The 14360-nt window shown below is 66.3% G+C and carries 12 protein-coding genes; 9 read left to right on the plus strand and 3 right to left on the minus strand.

Features of this window, described 5'->3' with window-relative positions:
* Positions 1-134 precede the first annotated feature (134 nt).
* The 9 genes from sucC (at position 135) to ABID77_RS13300 (ending at position 8910) form a co-directional block, all read left to right on the plus strand.
* The gene (sucC, locus tag ABID77_RS13260; RefSeq protein WP_429596381.1) at positions 135-1301 is read left to right on the plus strand and encodes an ADP-forming succinate--CoA ligase subunit beta; all 1167 of its coding nucleotides are present in this window, start codon (positions 135-137) and stop codon (positions 1299-1301) included.
* Between the two features lie 11 nt (positions 1302-1312).
* On the plus strand, positions 1313-2206 hold the full coding sequence (sucD, locus tag ABID77_RS13265) for a succinate--CoA ligase subunit alpha (protein WP_429596384.1): 894 nt from the start codon (positions 1313-1315) through the stop codon (positions 2204-2206).
* Between the two features lie 140 nt (positions 2207-2346).
* Positions 2347-3033 (plus strand): TerC family protein, encoded by a 687-nt coding sequence (locus tag ABID77_RS13270; protein WP_429596387.1) that lies wholly within the window; start codon positions 2347-2349, stop codon positions 3031-3033.
* Positions 3034-3098: 65 nt separating this feature from the next.
* Positions 3099-3875 (plus strand): Stp1/IreP family PP2C-type Ser/Thr phosphatase, encoded by a 777-nt coding sequence (locus ABID77_RS13275; protein ID WP_429596390.1) that lies wholly within the window; start codon positions 3099-3101, stop codon positions 3873-3875.
* Between the two features lie 99 nt (positions 3876-3974).
* Positions 3975-4643 (plus strand): FHA domain-containing protein, encoded by a 669-nt coding sequence (locus tag ABID77_RS13280; protein ID WP_429596393.1) that lies wholly within the window; start codon positions 3975-3977, stop codon positions 4641-4643.
* Between the two features lie 143 nt (positions 4644-4786).
* Positions 4787-5593 carry an MBL fold metallo-hydrolase gene (locus ABID77_RS13285; protein WP_429596396.1) on the plus strand — a complete coding sequence of 269 codons (807 nt, stop codon included), beginning with the start codon at positions 4787-4789 and terminating at the stop codon, positions 5591-5593.
* Positions 5594-5808: 215 nt separating this feature from the next.
* Positions 5809-6282 (plus strand): pilin, encoded by a 474-nt coding sequence (locus ABID77_RS13290; RefSeq protein ID WP_429596399.1) that lies wholly within the window; start codon positions 5809-5811, stop codon positions 6280-6282.
* Positions 6283-6436: 154 nt separating this feature from the next.
* Positions 6437-7669: a glycosyltransferase gene (locus ABID77_RS13295; RefSeq protein ID WP_429596402.1), complete on the plus strand. Its 1233-nt coding sequence runs from the start codon at positions 6437-6439 to the stop codon at positions 7667-7669.
* Positions 7666-8910, plus strand: coding sequence for a glycosyltransferase (locus ABID77_RS13300; RefSeq protein ID WP_429596405.1), 1245 nt, complete (start codon positions 7666-7668; stop codon positions 8908-8910). Before ABID77_RS13295 ends, ABID77_RS13300 begins: the two co-directional genes overlap by 4 nt.
* A 30-nt stretch (positions 8911-8940) precedes the next feature.
* On the opposite strand, the gene ABID77_RS13305 is transcribed toward ABID77_RS13300, so the two are convergent.
* The 3 genes from ABID77_RS13305 to ABID77_RS13315 are packed head-to-tail and all read right to left on the minus strand — an operon-like array spanning position 8941 to position 14347.
* Positions 8941-9534: a GspH/FimT family pseudopilin gene (locus ABID77_RS13305; RefSeq protein ID WP_429596408.1), complete on the minus strand. Its 594-nt coding sequence runs from the start codon at positions 9532-9534 to the stop codon at positions 8941-8943.
* The gene (locus ABID77_RS13310; protein WP_429596411.1) at positions 9531-10064 is read right to left on the minus strand and encodes a type IV pilin protein; all 534 of its coding nucleotides are present in this window, start codon (positions 10062-10064) and stop codon (positions 9531-9533) included. The genes ABID77_RS13305 and ABID77_RS13310 overlap by 4 nt, the downstream gene beginning before the upstream one ends.
* Positions 10061-14347 carry a pilus assembly protein gene (locus tag ABID77_RS13315; protein WP_429597308.1) on the minus strand — a complete coding sequence of 1429 codons (4287 nt, stop codon included), beginning with the start codon at positions 14345-14347 and terminating at the stop codon, positions 10061-10063. The genes ABID77_RS13310 and ABID77_RS13315 overlap by 4 nt, the downstream gene beginning before the upstream one ends.
* Positions 14348-14360: the final 13 nt, after the last annotated feature.

A 14360-nucleotide genomic window follows, 5' to 3' on the forward strand; every position in this document is an offset into this window, starting at 1 on the left:
CCGGCTCGCGTTGGTGCAGCGCACCATGATACATTTCCACGGTTAATCGCCGCCCCCGTCCTCCGAGACGCCGCGGCCCGCGATCGACATCCCTTTCATCGCCCGTTCTCAACCTCCGTCCCGAGAGACCCCTCATGAAGATTCACGAGTACCAAGGCAAGGAAATTCTTGCCAAATTTGGCGTGCCCGTGCCGCGCGGCATCGCGGCCTACACGGTCCAGGAGGCGGTCGAAGCCGCCCAGAAGCTCGGCGGCCCGGTCTGGGTCGTCAAGGCCCAGATCCACGCGGGCGGCCGCGGCAAGGGCGGCGGCGTCAAGGTCGCCAAGACCATCGAGGACGTCAAGCGCATCGCCGGCGAGATCCTGGGCATGCAGCTCAAGACGCACCAGACCGGCCCCGAGGGCCAGAAGGTCCGTCGCCTCTACATCGAGGACGGCGCCGACATCCACAAGGAATACTACGTCTCGGCCGTGACCGACCGCGCGACGCAGAAGATCGCCTTCATCGCCTCCAGCGAAGGCGGCATGGACATCGAGGAAGTGGCCCATTCCTCGCCCGAGAAGATCATCACCGTCTACGCCGACCCCAAGGACGGCCTGACCGACGCGCAGGCCAAGGAGATCGCCGACGGCATCGGCATGCCGGCGGACTCCACCGCGCAGACGGTCGACATCCTCAAGAAGCTCTACACCTGCTACATGGAGACGGATGCCGCGCTGGTCGAGATCAATCCGCTCAACCGCGACAGCAAGGGCAACGTGATGGCGCTGGACGCCAAGTTCAACTTCGACAGCAACGCGCTGTTCCGCCACCCCGAGATCGTCGCCCTGCGCGACCTCGACGAGGAGGACGCGGCCGAGGTCGAGGCCTCCAAGTTCGACCTCGCCTACATCAGCCTGGATGGCAACATCGGCTGCCTGGTCAACGGCGCCGGCCTGGCCATGGCCACCATGGACACCATCAAGCTGTTCGGCGGCGAGCCGGCCAACTTCCTCGACGTGGGCGGCGGTGCCACCCCCGAGAAGGTGACCGAGGCCTTCAAGATCATGCTGAAGAACAAGAACGTGGAAGCCATCCTCGTGAACATCTTCGGCGGCATCATGAAGTGCGACACCATCGCCACCGGCGTGATCGCAGCCTGCAAGGCCGTGAACCTGCAGGTGCCGCTGGTCGTGCGCATGAAGGGCACGAACGAGGTCGAAGGCAAGAAGCTGCTGGCCGATTCGGGCCTGCCCATCATCAGCGCCGACACCATGGCGGACGCGGCCCAGAAGGTCGTCGCAGCGGTCAAGAAGGCCTAAGGAACACAGTCATGTCGATCTACATCAACAAAGACACCAAAGTCATCACCCAAGGCATCACCGGCAAGACCGGCCAGTTCCACACGGAGAAGTGCCAGGAGTACGCGAACGGCAAGAACTGCTTCGTGGCCGGCGTGAACCCGAAGAAGGCCGGCGAGTCGATCTTCAGCATCCCGATCTTCGGCTCGGTCAAGGAAGCCGCCAAGGAGACCGGCGCCACCGTCTCCGTGATCTACGTGCCGCCGGCCGGCGCCGCCGCCGCGATCTGGGAGGCCGTCGAGGCCGACCTCGACATGGCGATCTGCATCACCGAAGGCATCCCGGTGCGCGACATGCTCGAAGTGCGCAACAAGATGAAGGCCAAGGAAGCCGCCGGCGGCAAGAAGACGCTGCTGCTGGGCCCCAACTGCCCCGGCCTGATCACGCCCGACGAGATCAAGATCGGCATCATGCCCGGCCACATCCATCGCAAGGGCCGCATCGGCGTGGTCTCGCGCTCGGGCACGCTGACCTACGAAGCCGTGGCCCAGCTCACCGAGATCGGCCTCGGCCAGTCGAGCGCCGTCGGCATCGGTGGCGACCCGATCAACGGCCTGAAGCACATCGACGTCATGAAGGCCTTCAACGACGACCCCGAGACCGACGCCGTCATCATGATCGGCGAGATCGGCGGCCCCGACGAAGCCGACGCGGCGCGTTGGTGCAAGGACAACATGAAGAAGCCGGTGGTCGGCTTCATCGCCGGCGTCACGGCGCCTCCGGGCAAGCGCATGGGCCACGCCGGCGCGCTGATCTCGGGCGGTGCCGACACGGCCGACGCCAAGCTCTCCATCATGGAAGAGTGCGGCTTCACCGTGACGCGCAACTTCTCCGAACTGGCGAAGCTGCTCAAGGCGCGCATCTAAGACGCCTCGGGCGTATCGCACACCGAGTTCGCGCACGTCCCTCACGCCGACAGCGCGTTCCCCCAAGCCACCCCAAAAGAAGAGCGCTCGCAATGACCCATTGCGAGCGCTTTTTCAATACATAACAACGGGACATCGACATGGAATTCCTCAACACCTCCACCTTCTGGATCGGTCTCCTCGAGATCGTCTGGATCAACATCATCCTGTCGGGCGACAACGCGGTCGTGATCGCGCTGGCGGCCCGATCGCTGCCGCCCGAGCAGCAGCGCAAGGCCGTGCTGATCGGCTCGGGCGCCGCCGTCGTGCTGCGCATCGTGCTCACGATCGTCGCCGCCAAGCTGCTCGCGCTGCCCTACCTGCAGATCATCGGCGGCCTGCTGCTGCTGTGGATCGGCCTGCAGTTGCTGGGCGAGGAAGACGAGGGCGAAGGCCACGGCAAGCACCACGGCACCATGTTCTCGGCCGTGCGCACCATCCTCATCGCCGACCTGGTCATGAGCCTGGACAACGTGATCGCCGTCGCGGCCGCCGCGCACGGCAACTCGCTGCTGCTCATCCTGGGCCTCGCGATCAGCATTCCGCTGGTGATCTTCGGCAGCACGATCATGATCAAGATGATGGAGCGCTTCCCGATCATCGTGGTCCTCGGCGCGGCGCTCATCGGCTGGGTCGCCGGCGAGACCATCATGAACGACGTGGCGCTGCATGGCGTGCTGGAAGCGAAGCCCTGGCTGCACTACATCGGCCCCGCGGCCGGCGCGGCGTTCGTGCTGCTGGTGGGCAACTGGCTCAGGCACCGTGCGCGCCGCACCGCCGCCGACTAGGCGGCGCTGACCTCCTGCGGCACCGTGTGCCGTTATAAACACGTCCCATGACGCACTTCGCACCCTTGACCGATGATGCAGCCGGCGCGGTGCCGTCATGGAGCTTCGCGACGCTCACCGACCGGGGCCGGCTGCGCGCCAACAACGAGGACGCCGTCTTCGCCGATCCGCGCCAGAGCCTGGCGATCCTGGCCGACGGCATGGGCGGCTACAACGGCGGCGAGGTGGCCAGCGGCATGGCCATCGCGCTGCTCTCGGCCAGCTTCGGCCGCTGGCTGGCCCACACCGACCTGTGTGACCAGACCCGCGCCGTGCGCCGGGCCCTGCAGATCGGCACCGACGAAGCCAACCGGGCCATCCTCGAAGCCGGCGCCATCGACGCGCAATTGCTGGGCATGGGCACGACGCTCGTGCTCGCCTTCTGCGGCACGCGGCGCATCGTCGTGGGCCACATCGGCGACTCGCGCTGCTACCGCCTGCGCGATCGCCGCCTGGAGCAGCTCACGCGCGACCACTCGCTGCTGCAGGACCAGCTCGACGCCGGCCTCATCACGCCGGCCGAGGCCGCCACGTCGCCCCACCGCAACCTGGTCACGCGCGCCCTGGGCATCGAGGCCCGCGTCACCCTTGAGACCAACGACTACCCCGTGCAGCCGGGCGACCTGTACCTGCTGTGCTCCGACGGCCTCAGCGAAATGGTCTCGGATGCCGACATCTGCACAGTTTTATTACAAAAGAACTCACTTTCAGACAAAGCAACACTTTTGGTTTCAATGGCAAATGACAATGGCGGTCGTGACAACATTTCAGTGATCCTGGCCAAGGCCGAGACGGCATCGTGATGCCTGCGGACGCACTGGAAACCGGGCGACGATGCAGGGAAGCACGACGTTCCTGAGGTCGCCCGCCGCATTCAACCTCGCAGATTTCAGGAGTCGGCCATGCCGAAAATGATCGTTTCGATCGACGGTGTCGTCATCAAGGAAGTCTCGTTGGTCAAGGACCGCACGACCCTCGGCCGACGACCCTACAACGACATCGTGATCGACAACCTCGCCATCAGCGGCGAGCACGCCGTGCTGCACATGATCGACGGCGCGGTCTACCTCGAGGACCTCAACAGCACCAACGGCACCTACGTCAACGCACGCGCCGTGCGGCGCCACATGCTCGAGCACAACGACGTGGTGGAGGTCGGCAAGTACAAGATCCGCTTCCTCGCCGGTCACCAGCCCTTCGCCGCCTCGCGGCCGATGACGATGCCGGCCTCGCTGCAGGCGGTGGCGCCGGTCCAGCCGGTCGCAGCGACGACGCTCTCGAACGTGGCGGCTTCCGCGCCGCTGGGCGGTGGCGTCGCGCCCGCGGCCATCCGCGTGCTCTCGGGCGCCGGGGCCGGACGCGAACTCACGCTGGCCAAGGTCGTCACCACCATCGGTCGCCCGGGCGTGGCCGTCGCGGCGGTCACGCGGCGCCTGCACGGCTACGTCGTCGCCCCCATCGATGGCGGCACCCTGCTCAACGGCGAGCAACTGGGCCAGGAGGCCGTCGCACTGCAGGACGGCGATGTCCTGGAGCTGGGCGGGACGAAGATGCAATTCGTCCGAGTCTGAAAAGCGAAGGCGCAATGCCAAAAAATTCCTTTGCTCGATCCGGATCCAGCGTTTAGCCTCGATCCCGGTGCGCCCCGCGATCCGGACGGGAGACGTCGTCATCCGGTTCGAGCGAGTTCATGCCAATCCAAGGATCCCCGTCGATGCAGGTGCGTGTCCTGGGCTGCTCAGGCGCCATCGCCAAGGACTGCCGCACCACCGCCTTCCTGATCGACGACGACCTGCTGGTGGACGCCGGCACCGGCGTCGGCGACCTGACGCTCGACGAGATGGCCGGCATCGACGACGTGGTGCTCACGCATTCGCACCTCGACCACATCGCCGCGCTGCCTCTGATGATCGACGCCGTGGCCGGCCGCCGCCGGCAGCCCCTGCGCGTGCATGCGTTGGTCCCCACCATCGACGCCCTGCGTGTCCACGTCTTCAACGACGTCGTCTGGCCGGATTTCGCCCGCATTCCCAGCCCGGAACGGCCCTTCGTCTGCTTCCACCCCATCGACGTCGGCGCGACCCTGACGCTGGGGAGCCGCCGCGCCAAGGTGATCGAGGTGCTGCCCGCCGTCCATACCGTCCCGGCCTGCGGCTTCGCCGTGCGCAGCGCCGCCGGCGGGCCGCACTGGGCCTTCAGCGGCGACACCGAACGCAATCCGCCGTTCTGGGAGCGCATGAACGCGCTCGACATCGGCATGCTGGTCATCGAGACGGCCTTCAGCGACCGCGACCAGCCTCTGGCACAGCGCAGCCTGCACCTGTCGCCCGCCACGCTGGCCGGCGAACTCGCCTGCATCGATCCGGGCCGACACTACCCGATCTACATCACGCACACCAAGCCGGCCGAGACCGACGAGATCATGAGCCAGATCGAGGGCCTGGCCTCGGGCAGCACGATCGACCCGGCACGCGTCCGGAGCATCCGGTGGCTGCGGGCGGCCGAAGTACTGACGCTCTGATCGACACATTGGGCTGCACTGACAAATTTGTCAGTAACTTATTTCTTACATCCGACCATTTTTGTCACCTGCGTAAGAAAATGTGATCTATCGGTTTACAGCCGATGCACGTTCAACCGACCTCCGGCGGTTGGCACGCCAGATGCAGTAGGGAAAGGGCACCGCGGGTCCGATGCCCGGGTCTTTCCAACTGCAACTTCCTTCTGGAGTAATGAATGAACCGTCGTTCCATCGCACGCAACGTGCAAAAGGGTTTCACCCTGATCGAATTGATGATCGTCGTGGCGATCATCGGTATTCTGGCTGCGGTGGCGCTGCCGGCTTATCAGGATTACACGGTGCGGGCGCGTGTAACTGAAGGTCTTGTACAGGCATCTGCTGTGAAAGCAACAGTCTCAGAAAATATTGCCAATTCTGGCGGCGTAATCGATGCTGACTCATGCAAAGGATTCACTAATGTTTCTACTGCTGTCAATCACGTTGCTTCGCTTACCTGTGCGAGTGGAGTTATCACTGCAACAATGGACGCTACCGCAAAAAGTGCTGTTTTGACTCTTACTCCTACTTTGATTTCTAGTGCCGCAAGCGGAACTGGTGCCAGTGCAACCGCAGCATCTGTTGTTGGTACCAAGTGGGTTTGCACCACAACGACTGACAAGAAATATGTGCCTGCCGAGTGCCGTGGTTAAGTAGTCTTTTCCAAAAAGCCGCCTCGGGGCGGCTTTTTTTATTTTTGAATACGATTGGTTTTTCGCATTTCGAAAAATTCCTGTCCGTATCGTATTGAATTCATAGCAATTCATTCTTATTTTTTACATGCAAATCCTTCACGTCATCCCCAGCATGGACCCCGCCCAGGGCGGCGTTGCACAAGCCGTCCGAAACATGGTCCCGGCGCTGGCACGACTCGACGTGCGGAACGAAGTGTTGAGCTTCGACGCGGCCGATGCCGCCTTTCTCGGCCGCGACGACTTTCCCGTCCACGCCATCGGGCCGGCGAAGGGCGGCTACGGCTACTGCCCGGCCCTCGGGCCCTGGCTCGCCGCCAACCTGCAACGCTTCGACGTGGTCATCGCCCACGGTCTGTGGCAACACCATCTCGCGGGCTCATGGCGGGCCGTGGCCAAGTTCCGTCGATCGCACGCACCGGCCGCCGGATCGCCGCGCTTCTACGTCATGCCCCACGGCATGCTCGACCCCTATTTCCAGAAAGCACCGGGCCGCCGCATCAAGGCGCTGCGCAACACGGTGTTCTGGAAGTTCATCGAGGCCAAACCCGTGAACCAGGCCGACGGCGTGCTGTTCACCTGCGCCGAGGAGCTGACGCTGGCGCGCGAGCCGTTCAGGCCCTACCGGCCACGCCGCGAGCTCGACGTCGGCCTGGGCATCCAGGCCCCGCCGCCCCGGCATCCGAACATGGCGCCGGCCTTCGCCGAGCGCTGTCCGCAGGTCGCGGGGCGTCCCTACCTGCTGTTCCTGAGTCGCCTGCACGAGAAGAAGGGCACCGACCTGCTGATCCGCGCCTACGTGCAGCTGCGGGCGCAATGGCGCCGCGACGGCAAGGGCCGCGCGCTGCCCGCGCTGGTCGTGGCCGGCCCGGGCCTGGACACCGACTACGGCCGCTCGCTGCAGCAGATGGCCGCGCCCCAGCCGGGCGAAGCGGATGGCGCCTCCGACATCCATTTCCCCGGTATGCTCAGTGGCGACGCCAAATGGGGCGCGCTGTACGGCTGCGACGCCTTCGTGCTGCCGAGCCATCAGGAGAACTTCGGCATCGCGGTGGTGGAAGCCATGGCCTGTGGCCGGCCGGTGCTCATCAGCCGGCAGGTCAACATCTGGCGCGAATGCGAGCCCGGCGGCATCGTCGCCGAGGACACGCAGGCCGGCGCGCTGGAATTGCTCACGCGCTGGCTGGCATTGACCCGACAGCAGCAGGCGATGCTCGGCGATGAGGCGCGTGCCGCATATCAGCGACACTTCGAGGTTGGCGAAGCCGCACGACGCCTGAAGGAAGCACTCCAACCCGGAACGCCACCCGTTTCAGAGAGGCTGCCGACAGCATCGACAGTCCCATGAAACTCGTATTCTTCACGCACCCCCCCTTTCTCGCGATCTCCAGCATGACGCGCTATGCGTCGTGGCTCGTCGACGACATGAAGCGGCGCGGCCACGAAGTGCAGACCTGGACGCCCACCGCCGTGTTCTACCGGTTGCCGGTGCCCGAGCGCCTGAAGAAGTGGATGGGCTACATCGACCAGTTCGTGGTGTTCCCCGCCCAGGTGAAATGGCGTCTGCTGCGCCAGCCGCGCGCCACGCTCTACGTCTTCGCCGACCATGCGCTCGGCCCCTGGGTGCCCTTGGTCGCCAGGCGGCCCCACGTCGTGCACTGCCACGACTTCCTGGCCCAGGACTCGGCGCTCGGACGCATTCCGCACAATCGCGTGAGCCAGACCGGCCGGCTCTACCAGCGCTACATCCGCAACGGCTTCCGCCAGGCGCACGCCTTCATCGCCATCTCGCAGAAGACCCGCGAGGACCTGATGGACGTGGTCGATCCGTCGAGCCGCTGCGACGTGGTCTACAACGGCGTCAACCCGCGCTTCAAACCCGCCGCCGACGTGCCGGCCCAGCGCCGGGCGCTCGGCCAGGCGCTGGGCATCGACCTGTCGCGCGGCTTCGTGATGCACGTGGGCGTGAACACCTGGTACAAGAACCGCCAGGGCGTGCTGGCGGCCTACGAGGCGTGGCGGCGCACGCGGGCGCAGGACGCAGGCGCGTCGGGGGAGGTGGGCACCGCGGGTGTCGCCGGCGATGCGGAAGCCATCCCGCTGCTGATGATCGGCCCGCCGCCGCCCGATGCACTGACGGCGCTCCAGGCCGGCATGCACAGCGCGGCCGACATCCACTTCCTCTCCGACGTGTCCGACGAGCAGCTCGCCGCGCTCTACGGCGCGGCCACCGTGTTCCTGTTCCCGTCCATCGCCGAGGGCTTCGGCTGGCCGATCGTCGAGGCCATGGCCTCGGGCTGCCCGGTCATCACGACCGGCGCGGCGCCGATGACCGAGGTGGCCGGCGACGCGGCGGTGCTGATCCCTGTCTCGACGCTTCAGGACACGGAAGACCCGGCCCCCTGGGCCACGCCGTGGGCGGCGCGCGCCGGCGCGGCGCTGGCACGGGTGGCGGGCCTGTCGGCACCGGAGCGCCAGGCGATGGTGGAGCGCGGCCTGGCGCAGGCGAAGCACTTCGATTCCGCCAAGGCGCTCGATCGCATCGAGGCCATCTACGCGTCGCTGCTGAAGAAGGTCTCGGCGCGCTGAAGTCGCGACGCGGCGCGCCGACGTTCGGGCTCAGTCGGTGGCGCCGTCGATGCAGGTCGTGTCGGTCGAGGGCTTGCAGGCGCGGGCACGGCCCGTGCGCGCGACGATGACGCGCCGTGTCTGTTCGGCCAAGGCGGTCCCCGTGAGGTCGTTGCGGGCGATGCTCAGCGTCAGTTCGTTGAAGCCTCCGCCCTTGGTCTTGGTGTAGCCCGAGGGGTCGAACATCATGTAGGGGGCCGTGCCGGTGGCGGTGCCGCTGCCGGCAACGGCGAAATAGCTCGCCAGCGCGGGTTGCTGCTGCACCACGAGGTCGCTCGCGTCCAGCGTGCCGTTGCGCGTCGTGCTGGTGTCGACGAAGACGGTCCAGCCGTTGCGCCAGCTGGCCCCGTCGGTGGGCACCACCACCGCGTTCAGGCCGCGCTTCATGGCTTCGCCGCGCGCCGCGTTGATGCCGGCCACCAGCGCGTTGGCGGCCGCCGTGAGCTCGGAGTTGCGCTGCATCGTGACGAAGCTGGGCACGCCCACCATCAGCAGGATCGCCGCGATGGCGATGGTCACCATCAGTTCGATGAGGGTGAAGCCATCGGGCCGGCGGGGCCGGCCGTGGCGGCGGGAGAGGGTCATGGCCAGCAGAGCTTGGGGTTGGCGGGGCTGGCGGTCATGGCGGTGCCGCTGCAGTCCTTGAAGCCGGTGCTGGTGATGCGCAGTGCCCCCGCCACGGGGTCGGACGTCGCGGGCTGCGGCGTCGCCACGAGCTGGATGCAATCAGTCAGAGGTTGCGCCGCGCCGGTGGCGCCGACGGCGGGGCATTGGTTGGCAGACAGCACGTACCTCGCACCGGCGCTGGTGCCGGCGTCTCCCGAGTAGATCTTGAAGTTCGTCGCGGCGGTCGCGTCGTTGGCTGCGAAGGCCAGGTATGTCCCGCGCTGCGTCATGTAGCGCTCCTGCTGCTGCATCAGTTCGAGCAGTGCGGTGCGGGCCTCGGCACGGCGGCCCTTGAGGATCGAGTCTTTGTACGACGGGTAGGCGATGGTGGCGAGGATGCCGACGATCGCCACCACGATCATCAGCTCGATCAAGGTGAAGCCGCGTTGTCGCGTGGCTTGCGTCCTCCTTCGCTGCAGGGCGCGTCCGGCAGGGCCGTGGGGGTTCATGGCGTGCTGCCTTTCAGGTCCTGGTAGTTGTTGATCTGGCGCCAGCTCAGGCGGCCGGCGGCGAAGACGTTCTTGATAGGCACAGGCGTGCCAGGACCCTTGTCGCCCACGGGGCTCGCCGAACTGGTGATGCTGCGCATACGCCGGCCCGTCCCAATGCTGACCTCATCGACGGCAACCGCGTCCAGTACGATCGAAGGACCGAGGATGCCCACCTTCGAGATGAACACATTGGCATCTCCTGTGTCGATGTTGAAGAAGTAGCTGGAGCCGCCTCCGCCGCTCACGCCGCACACGGCGGCGACGCCCGCGCTGCCGGGGATGAGGCTAGGCACGACCAGCGTGTCACCGCGCAACTGCGCGCTGCTGATCTGTCGTTCGCCGGTGGTGGGATAGTCGAAGTACCAGCCCGAACGTTGCGTCGCGTCGCTGTCGCTGGTCGCCCGGCCGGCCACGAAAGCCGGTGCCTCGATGGTGTTGTCGCCTGCGGTGGTGGTGATGTCGCTCTTGTAGCCGGCCGTGGTGTAGACACCCCGCGCCAGACGCGCCCGACTGCTCACGGCGGCGGCTCCGCCCGAAGTGTCGAGCGTGGCGCTCGCGTTGTCGTAGATCGCGTAGAAAGTCTGTGGCTGCACCGAGACACGATCGTCGGATTCGATGAACTTACCGGTGCCGAAGGCCACGTAAGACGCCGCGCTGCCGCGCACGGCGGACACGATCGACGGCGTCATGGAGATCGGCTGCACGTTGTTGTTCGCGTCCCGCGCCACGAAGAGCGGGACCGGCGTGGCACCGGAGAGGAAGGCCGACAGCTTGGCGAGCGTCCAGTCGGCCGTGCCCCAAGGGCGGAAGTCGAGCTTCCACATGTTGCCGTGCAAATCGCCGGCATAGATCAGCGTGACCTGTCCCTGGGCACCGTTGACGGCCTCGAAATTGATCATGCCGGGTGCCGAGGTCGCCGCGAGCGTGGCGTTCACCGGGAACAGGATCTTGTAGTAGTTGGAGTTCAGGGTCCAGGCCGTCGACGCCGGCTTGGCCAGGTCGAGCAGGAACAGCGCGGGCTGTCCGGTGGCGCTGAACACGCCGGCCTGGCTGGTGTAGTTGTTGACGCCGCTGGTCACGACGGCGAACCATTTGTAGGTGGCGGTGGTCGCGTTCGCCGCGCTGGTGCGCAGCTTCAGAATCTGTGGCCGGCCGACGACGAAGCCCATGTCGCGATCGTCGTTCTGCGTGAATTCCCACATCACCTTCGACGCATTGAAATTGGCGGGCTGTGTCACGTCAAGAGCGAACACACCACGTCCGCCCGCACCGGTGCCGGAGACGAGCACCGTGCGCCAGTCCGCCTTGGTGTTGGCGGTGCCGACCTCGGCCTGCGCCACGACCGGCGTGCCGTCCACGTAGCTCTGGTGCGCGCTGTTGTAGGTCGGGCTCGTCAGCGCTGCCAGCTTGGGGCCCATCCAGCTCGGGATGTAGGCGAATACTTCGTTGCCAGCGGCGGCGTTGAACGCATGCAGCATGCCATCGTTGGCACCCACGAAGACGACAGGCGCGCGCGTGAGGTTGTCGGCCCGGAAGCCGGCATAGGTCGTCGACGTGATCGTGGCGGGGGGCGGACCCGAATACGCCGCGCCCGAGTTAATGATGTCGCCCAGGAACTTGTTATTGCGTGCCCGGAAAACGGAGCCTTCGCGGGTGACCGCACCGCGCAGGTAGTTCAGGCGATCGTTTGCCAAGCCGTCGGTGGTGGTCGACGTGGGCTTGCCGAGCTGGGTCTTGAGGTCGGCAGAGATGGCATCCCAGGTGAAGGGCACGGCCGTCGCCGTGGCGGTGGCGCCGGCATTGCCTACGACGATGTTGCGACCAGTATTCGACAGAATCTGGGCCGTCAACTGTGCAGCAGCGCTCCATGTTGGCGTCGAGGACACGCTGGCGTTACCGGCGGTGTCGACCGCAGTCGGCAAAGCCTTGAGATCCCCGCTCCAGTCGGACGTGTCGAACGATCCCTGGTAGACGACATTGCCCTGCGCGGTGGAACTGCCTGCCAATGTGGCACCGGCAATGTTGCTCGCGCGCGTGACTGCGTTGCTGAAGATGCTTTCGAACGCCGCGAGCACTCCGCGCGCGTCGCTCTGCAGGAAATAGCTGCCGGCCTCGCCCGGCGTGGCAGTGTTCTGCCAGACGTTGTTGTCGGCCGTGCCATCCATGCGGCGGAACGGGTTGCCGTAGGTGTTGAAGGCCTGGCTGGCGTTGGAGATCGACTCAAAACCGCCGTACTTGGCGGCGGTGAAGAACTGGTTGTTGTAGCGGCGTTGGTTGGCGTCGTTGCCGGTGCCGTATTCGTTGACGTCGAAGAGGAAGGTCTTCACGCGCAGGCCGGGACGCTGCAGCGCTTCGTTTCCCGTCCAGGCCTTGCCGCGGATGTCCTGGGTATGGGCCCAGTAGGCGTAGCCGATGATGGCGTCGCCGCGCGGCGAGGTGTCGACGTAGCCGCTCGGGTTGCTGGTCGTGCGCGCCACGCCCTGGCCGTCGGTGTAGCTGCGCGTGCCGCCGCTCTCGAAGCTCTGGACCACGCTGGTCCAGCCGGCGCGGTCGGGGATGTTCGCCGCCGCGTTGGCGGCCGGGAAGGCGTTGATGTTGTCGTGCGTGTTGATGTCGCCCACCACCACCACGTTGCTCCTGAGGCAGGAGTAGTCGCTGTCCTTCGACCGCGGCGCCGCGTAGGGATCGAGGCCGGTCCAGCTGGTGAAGACCGGAAAGCCGTCGTACATCGCCTCGGTGATGTTGCTGACCGCCGCCGGGCTGGGCGGCAGGCCCTGCATGTAGCGCAGCGTCTCGTAGTAGAGCTCGCTGACCGGGTCGTAGATCTTGTAGAGGCCCCGGGTGCCGGTGCGGCCGAACTTGTTGAGGTAGTTGATGACGCCGCTGATGCCGCGCGCGTTGGCGTCGGGATTGATGGCGAAGACGCCGGTGTCGGTGCTCCATTCGGCATTGGGATTGCCGGTGGCGGGCGTGTTGTCCTGGCCGTAGACGTCGAAGGTCTTGCCGCCGACGTACTTCATGGGCGCGCGCAGCACGCCGCCGTAGCGGCCGCCGTCGGGGCTGCGGGTCTGGTCGAGCAGGTAGCCGAAGGCGGCCAGGCGCAGCTGGTCGCTGTACTTCTGGATCACGCCGGTGGGCTTGAAATTGCCGCTCGGATAGCGCGTGCAGAACGTGCTGGCGTTGAGATAGACACGGGTGTCGGCGAGGTCGGCACCGGTCTTGTTGCAGACCTGGACGCGGGCGTAGAAGAAGCCGTCGGGGTTGAGCCCCGTGGTGGCGGCGGCCGGACGCCAGGTGCCGGTGTAGGCCCGCGTGTAGCAGCGCTTGACCGTCCCCGGGATCGGGTCGCCGAAGACGCCGTTGGTGCAGGCCGTGCCATTGTTCGCGGGAGCGACCTTCCACGAGGTCAGGGCGCCGTACCAGACCTCGCGCAGACCGGAGAAGCTGCAGGTGCCGTTTTCGGAGGCGCAGACGCCGCCCAGCAAGGCGTCGGCGGGCAGGATCGAGGCATCGCTGATCGGTCCCAGCGTCGTCGCCGGGGCCGCGGCGCCCAGCGTGTAGGCGCTGGTGTCGTTGCAAGATCCGGTCCTCGAGGTGCCGAAGTAGATCCGGTCAAGCGTGTTGGCCACCCAGATGTCGTTGCTGCCCGCCGCCGTGGCCATCGCGTTGGGCACGGCGCCCCAGTAGGTGCCTGCGCCGCCGCCGTTGCGCGTGAGCTGCTTGGCCGGGAAGTTGCTGGCGCTGTTCCACATGCAGGTCGGATTGCCGTTGGGAAGGATGGCGCGCTGCAGGATGGTGAGGTCGGTGGTGTCGATGTAGCGGTCGCCGCCCGACAGCGCCAGGCGCAGCATGTCGATGGCCGAGCTGCTGGCCCAGTTCAGGAAGTTGCCGCTGAAGGCGTTGCTGCAGGACCGCACGGTGGCCGAGGTGGTGGGACCGATGCGGTCGAAACGCCGGTAGTCCGATGCGGTGAGCCCGGTCGCGGGCGTCTCCGTGGGACTGGCGTTGTAGCTGTAGCAGCTGTTGACGTCGTAGTAGCCCAGGTACTCGGTGGTGTTGCTGTAGGTGCTGTCGGTGTCGGTGCCCGTGGTGTATTGCGCGCCCACGGTCGGGTACTCGACCGACAGCGACAGCGCCATCGCCGGCTTGTCGCCGGTGGTGGTGGCGTAGAGCGGGTCGCTCGCCAATGCGACGGCCTTGAACGCCGGCGCCGTGTTCTGGCCGACGGCGCCGAACGACACAAGCAAGACGATC

This window comes from Variovorax sp. PvP013, from assembly GCF_050435945.1.
GTDB lineage: Bacteria > Pseudomonadota > Gammaproteobacteria > Burkholderiales > Burkholderiaceae_C > Variovorax.